The sequence below is a fragment of the Arthrobacter sp. P1_D4 genome, from assembly GCF_056406115.1.
In genome coordinates, this window is record NZ_JBFUAU010000034.1 from 1 (window position 1) to 6,268 (window position 6,268).

General features: G+C 66.2%; 4 protein-coding genes and 1 pseudogene. All 5 read left to right on the plus strand.

From position 1 onward, the window contains the following. A pseudogene (aspA, locus tag AC1D0A_RS21765) lies at window positions 1–396 on the plus strand (aspartate ammonia-lyase); the annotation flags it as partial. A gap of 27 nt (window positions 397–423) precedes the next feature. Continuing rightward, complete coding sequence (locus AC1D0A_RS21770; RefSeq protein ID WP_476946821.1) at window positions 424–2,007, plus strand: amino acid permease; 1,584 nt, start codon at window positions 424–426, stop codon at window positions 2,005–2,007. A 121-nt stretch (window positions 2,008–2,128) separates the two neighbouring features. Then, window positions 2,129–3,445 carry an ATP-binding protein gene (locus tag AC1D0A_RS21775; protein ID WP_243178046.1) on the plus strand — a complete coding sequence of 439 codons (1,317 nt, stop codon included), beginning with the start codon at window positions 2,129–2,131 and terminating at the stop codon, window positions 3,443–3,445. Window positions 3,446–3,640: 195 nt separating this feature from the next. Then, a complete protein-coding gene (locus tag AC1D0A_RS21780) occupies window positions 3,641–4,930 on the plus strand; it encodes a GAF domain-containing protein (RefSeq protein ID WP_476946822.1) in 1,290 nt (429 codons plus the stop codon). Window positions 4,931–5,190: 260 nt separating this feature from the next. Continuing rightward, a complete protein-coding gene (gene adhP, locus AC1D0A_RS21785) occupies window positions 5,191–6,201 on the plus strand; it encodes an alcohol dehydrogenase AdhP (protein WP_459386049.1) in 1,011 nt (336 codons plus the stop codon). Window positions 6,202–6,268: the final 67 nt, after the last annotated feature.

Genomic DNA, 6,268 nt, shown 5'->3' on the forward strand with positions numbered 1-6,268 from the left:
AGCCAGGTCGCCTACGAGGTGATCGGCAACGACGTCACCATCACCATGGCCGCCGAGGCCGGCCAGCTCCAGCTCAACGCCTTCGAACCCATCATCGTCCACAGCCTCCACAAGAGCATCTCCCACCTCGAAGCCGCGTGCCGCACCCTCACGGCCCGCTGCATCCGGGGCATCACCGCCAACACCGAACACCTCCGCCTCACCGTGGAACAATCCATCGGCCTCGTCACCGCCCTGAACCCGCAACTGGGCTACGCCACAGCCACGGCCATCGCCCAGGAAGCCCTCGCCACCGGCAAAGGCGTCGCGGAACTCGTGCTCGAACACGGCCTGCTCACCGACGAGCAGCTCACCGAACTCCTCAGCCCGCAGCGCCTGGCCAACCTGAGCAAGTAGCGCCCCTCCGAACCCCGAAGGACCCCCATGACTTCTCCTGACACTGCCCGCGCCCAAAAACTGCCCGCTCAACAGCAGACCCAGCAACAATCCGCCGTCACCGACCACACCATTCCGGCTCATGCCCACGCCTCGGGAGCTGCGCTCCACGCCGAGGACCAGGGCTACCACAAAGGCCTGAAACCCCGGCAGGTCCAGATGATCGCGATCGGCGGCGCCATCGGCACCGGCCTGTTCATGGGCGCCGGCGGCCGGCTCGCCACCGCCGGTCCGGCCCTGATCATCAGCTATGCCGTCTGCGGGTTCTTCGCCTTCATGATCCTGCGCGCGCTCGGCGAACTCGTGATGCACCGGCCCTCGTCCGGCTCGTTCGTGTCCTACGCCCGCGAATTCTTCGGCGAGAAGGCCGCGTTCGTCACCGGCTGGCTGTACTGGCTGAACTGGGCCATGACCGCGATCGTGGACATCACCGCCGTCGCGCTGTACATGAACTTCTTCAAGAAGTACTGGGCGCCCATCGCGGACGTGCCGCAGTGGGCCTGGGCGCTGGCCGCCCTGATCCTGGTCCTGGGCCTGAACCTGATCAGCGTCAAGGTGTTCGGCGAGCTGGAATTCTGGTTCGCGCTCATCAAGGTCGTGGCGCTCGTGTCCTTCCTGCTCGTCGGCATCTACTTCGTCATCTTCGGCACGCCCGTGGCCGGGCAGGAAGTCGGCTTCAGCCTCATCGCGGACAACGGCGGCATGTTCCCCAACGGCCTGCTGCCGGCCATCGTGGTGATGCAGGGCGTCGTGTTCGCCTACGCCTCGATCGAACTGATCGGCACCGCCGCCGGCGAGACCGAAAACCCCGAAAAGATCATGCCGCGGGCAATCAACACGGTGATCGTGCGCATCGCGGTGTTTTACGTCGGCTCGCTCGTGCTGCTCTCCCTGCTGCTGCCCTACAGCTCCTACAAGGCCGGCGAAAGCCCCTTCGTGACATTCTTCGGCTCCATCGGGGTCGACGGCGTGGACGCCATCATGAACCTCGTGGTCCTCACCGCGGCGCTGTCCTCGCTCAACGCAGGCCTTTACTCCACCGGCCGGATCATGCGCTCGATGTCCATTTCCGGTTCCGCGCCGAAATTCGCCGGCCGGATGAACAAGTCCGGCGTCCCCTACGGCGGCATCGCCCTCACTGCCGCAGTGGCTGTCCTGGGCGTGATCCTGAACGCCGTGGTCCCTGCCGAGGCCTTCGAGATCGTCCTGAACGTCGCATCGCTGGGCATCATCAGCACCTGGGCCATGATCGTCCTGTGCCAGATGCAGCTCGCCCGGCTCGCAGCCCGCGGAGAACTGCTCCGGCCCGCGTTTCGTATGCCGGGCGCACCCGTCACGGGCTGGATCACCCTGGCCTTCCTCTTGGCGGTGCTGGTCCTCATGGCCTTCGACTCGCCAGTCGGAACGTGGACCATCGCCTCCCTCGCGGTCATCATCCCGCTGCTGATGCTCGGCTGGCGCCTCTGCCGGCACCGCATCCTGGAGATCGCCGCCGTCCGCGACGGGTTCACCGGCCCGTATCCGCTCGTGGCCAACCGACCCGTGCGTGGGACCGGCGGGGATTCGGAGTAAAATCCCGGCAGTCCGGGTCCGCGTAACGCAACGTCCCCGCAACCTCTCCTGCACGTGGTTCGCATATGCTCAGCGGACAGACTCAACATGGCTCAGCGACGAACCACCCGGGAGACAGCTCATGACCAATTGGCGGATCAGGGATTTCCATTCGGCCGACCTCGACGGCATCCTGCACCTCTGGGAGTCCCTCAAGGAATCAAATGTCGAGCCCGTCTACGCGCTCTCGGAGGTCCTGGCCTCCTGCGAGAAGGACCACGCCGTCGTCGCGGTGCAGGGCGAGCAGGTGGTGGGCGCCGCCGTCGGACGGGCCGCCCACGACCAGGGCTGGATCGTCTTCCTGGCCACGTTGCCCGAATTCCGGGGCCGCGGGATCGGTACCTCGCTGCTGGCCGCGGTCGAGAACCGGATGGCACCGCACGGGCTCAACAAGCTCTCGGCCCTGATGCCGGAATCCGAAACCCGGGTGGAGGCGTTCCTGGGCCGCGGCTTCGCGCTGAAGAAGAACCTGCGCTACTTCGAACGGAAGATCCCGGTCCAGCGCCAGGAACTGGAACCCCTCAGCCTGCTTGGCGGCCGCATCCTGGCCCGTGACCTGTGGGAGAACGTCGCAGGCATGCGCCTCGAAAAGGAACTCCTGGAGCGCCGGCTGGTCCTTCCGCTCGCGGAGGCCGACCTCGCCGACGAATACGGTGTGGTGCCGCCGCGCGCCGTGGTCCTTTTCGGCCCTCCCGGTACCGGCAAGACGACGTTTGCGAAGGCGATCGCGTCCCGGCTGGAGTGGCCGTTCGTGGAGGTCTTCCCCTCCCGGCTGGCCGCCGATCCGAAGGGGCTGGCCGGGGCGCTGCGCGAGACGTTCCTGGAAATCGCCGAACTGGAGCACGCGGTGGTCTTCATCGACGAGGTCGAGGAGATCGCCGCGCAGCGCTCGGGCGAACCGCCCTCTCCCCTGCAGGGCGTCACGAACGAGCTCCTGAAGATCATCCCCGCCTTCCGCGAGCAGCCCGGCCGGCTCCTGGTCTGCGCCACCAACTTCATCCGCGCCCTGGATTCGGCGTTCCTGCGGCACGGCCGGTTCGATTACGTCATCCCGATCGGCCTGCCGGACCGGCAGGCCCGGGAGGCCATGTGGCAGCGCTTCATCCCCGTTGCCGTGGTGGACGACGTCGACGTCGAGCTCCTGGTGGACCGTACCGAGGGCTTCTCCCCCGCGGACATCGAGTACGCGGCCCGCAGCGCCTCCCAGCGGGCACTGGAAAAGGCGGTGTACGACGACGGCGGCGCGGCGTCCAGCGGCAGCGCCTCAGTCCGCGAGGCGGTCCGGAAGGGCCCCTCGACCCAGGACTACCTCGACGCGATCGCGGACACCCGGACAACGGTCAGCGATGAAGTGCACCAGCAGTTCCTCGAGGACATCGACGCCCTGGGACGCGTCTAGATGGGCTCCGCCAGCAGTTTGTGATGGGGCCAGGCCGCGATCAAGGCATACAGCGGCGGTATCCTTGTGATTGGGGCCACTTGGACCCCACTTCTGTTTGTCGACACTGGAGCCACCGTGCGTAGTCCCCGGTTGCTATCCCCAAACCCGGCGACCGAGCCGGTGCAATCTGCTGCCAGGCGTGTCACAGCATCGATGCAGCTCAGCATCAGGTCCGGGACGGGTCCGCTTCGCAGAATCATTGAAGAATCCTGGAAGCGTTCGCTCCGGCTGCAGGCCAACCCTGACATGCCGCCGTCCTCGGTACTCCTCGATGGAGAAGCCCTTGAGGAGTACCGTCGCGGCCATCCGCTGGCGTCGATCATGCCGGTGATTAACAAGCTGCTGATTCAGCCCAGTTCCGACCAAGGGTTGCTCGTGGCTGTCGGGGATGAGCTGGGCCGGCTCCTGTGGGTCGACGGGGACGCTGCCCTGCGCCGGCGTGCCGAGGGCATGATGTTCGTTGAGGGCGCGGACTGGTCCGAGGCCAGCGTGGGCACGAGCGCTCCTGGAACCGCCCTGGCGCTGGGCCGCAGCATCCAGGTCTCCGGTCCCGAGCATTTCAACCGGGCCGTTCACGCGTGGAGCTGCACGGCCGTGCCGTTCCGTGATCCAGACACCGGCGCCGTGATCGGAGTCCTGGATATCACCGGCACCGAGATGGCAGTCGCCCCGCACACGCTTTCCCTCGTAGAGGCTGCGGTCGCGGCCGCGCAGGCGCAGCTGCACGTGGAGCGTCTCCTGCTGGCCGCTGCGCAACGCGACCGGCTCGCACGGCGGCGACAGCCCGCGTCCGCCGCAAGGCCCAGAACCGTTCCCGGCAGCCCGGCCCGGAGCCTCTATCGCAACAGCCTGCAACTGCTCGGCCGCGACCACGCGCTGCTCAGCATCGAAGGAAGAACAGTATCGCTGTCTCCACGGCACAGTGAGATTCTGGCCCTGCTGAGCATCCATCCGGATGGTCTCAGCGGCGAGGAGCTGGGCGGCATGCTGTTCGGGGAAGTCCCAGCCATGACACTTCGGGCGGAGATGGTCCGGTTGAGAAAAGTCCTGCAGCAGTTCAATCCTGCCGCCGTACCGGAATCCCGGCCCTACAGACTCATCGTGGACGTGCTGCCGGACGCCGGACAGGTTCTCAGTTGCCTCCAGCGCGGGGCACACCGAGTCGCCCTGGAGATTTATCGCGGACCGGTGTTGCCTCGCTCCGAGGCTCCGGGTGTGGTGACGCTGCGCAGGCGCGTCTCCACACTCCTTCGGGAGGCGGTCCTAACGGACGGCAGCGCGGAAGCCCTGCTCCAGTATGCGGAACTTCCCGAAGCGAGCGATGACATTGCCGTCCGGATGGCGGCGCTGAAGCTGCTGCCGCCCCGCTCCCCTAAGAGGGCTGGGGTGGTGGCCGACATCGAGCGCCTGGAAGCCGAACTCGGAACTCACCAGCCAAGGTGACCTGATTCACAAGACTGCAACCTCGTCGCAACCCTCCCTTCCCTAGGCTTTAGGCAGCGGCCATCATCCTGCTCAGCACAAGTGCCAGCGATGGTTGGGTTATCCACACCCTGACAATCCGCGGGCCTCACCCGCACCCCCGGTGAGGCTTTCGGCGGACAACGGGCATCACGCCCGGCTTCTGGAGTGACGTTCAAACTCATGCCTGCGCATTATTTGCTGCGGCTACAAACGACGAAGGAATATCGACAATGACGACGATGAGAGCAGCTGTAGTTACCGAATTCGGCAAGGATCTTCAGATCCAGGACCTGCCCGTTCCCGTGCCGGGACGCGGAGAGGCCCTGGTCAAGGTCCTCACCACCGGCGTATGCCACACCGACCTGCACGCCGCGGAGGGAGACTGGCCGGTCAAGCCGTCACCGCCCTTCATTCCCGGCCACGAAGGCGTGGGCGAGGTCGTCGCCCTCGGCGAAGGCGTCACCGATCTGGCCATCGGCGATTTGGTCGGCAACGCGTGGCTCTGGTCCGCTTGCGGCGACTGCCAGTACTGCCGCACTGGCTGGGAAACCCTGTGCGAGGCGCAGCAGAACGCCGGTTACAGCGTCGACGGCTCCTTCGGCGAGTACATGCTGGTCGACAGCCGGTTTGCCGCCCGCATTCCGGCCGGTTCGGACCCGGTGGAAATCGCACCCGTGCTCTGCGCCGGCGTGACCGTCTACAAGGGCCTGAAGATGACCGAGGCCAAGCCGGGCCAGTGGGTCACCATCTCCGGGATCGGCGGACTCGGGCACATCGCTGTCCAGTACGCCGTCGCCATGGGGCTGCGGGTCGCTGCGGTGGACATTGCCGATGACAAGTTGGCCCTGGCCAAGAAGCACGGCGCCGAACTGACCGTCAACGCCCTGCACGAAGACCCCGTCGAAGTTATCCAGCGCGAAACCGGAGGATGTCATGGAGTCCTGGTCACGGCAGTGCACCCGTCAGCGTTCGGGCAGGCCATCGGGATGGCCCGGCGCGGCGGAACGATCGTTTTCAACGGGCTGCCGCCGGGGGACTTCCCGGCGCCGATCTTCGAGATTGTGCTCAAGGGCCTGACGGTCCGCGGCTCAATTGTCGGAACCCGGCAGGACCTGGAAGAAGCACTCGACTTCTACGCCCAGGGCAAGATCCACCCCACGGTCTCCACGAGGGAGCTCTCCGAAGTGAATGCTGTCCTCGACGAAATGAAGCATGCCAAGATCGACGGCCGCGTGGTCATCAAGTACTGATCAACAAGTACTGATCAACCCGGCTGGCTGCGGCAGCGGCGTATCCCCAGGCACCCTGGGGATACGC

What these genes read in the sequence shown, in the direction of transcription:
- AC1D0A_RS21770 (WP_476946821.1), top strand. Translation starts at nt 424, where the DNA reads ATGACTTCTCCTGACACTGCCCGCGCCCAAAAACTGCCCGCTCAACAG.
- AC1D0A_RS21775 (WP_243178046.1), top strand. Translation starts at nt 2,129, where the DNA reads ATGACCAATTGGCGGATCAGGGATTTCCATTCGGCCGACCTCGACGGC.
- AC1D0A_RS21780 (WP_476946822.1), top strand. Translation starts at nt 3,641, where the DNA reads ATGCAGCTCAGCATCAGGTCCGGGACGGGTCCGCTTCGCAGAATCATT.
- adhP (WP_459386049.1), top strand. Translation starts at nt 5,191, where the DNA reads ATGAGAGCAGCTGTAGTTACCGAATTCGGCAAGGATCTTCAGATCCAG.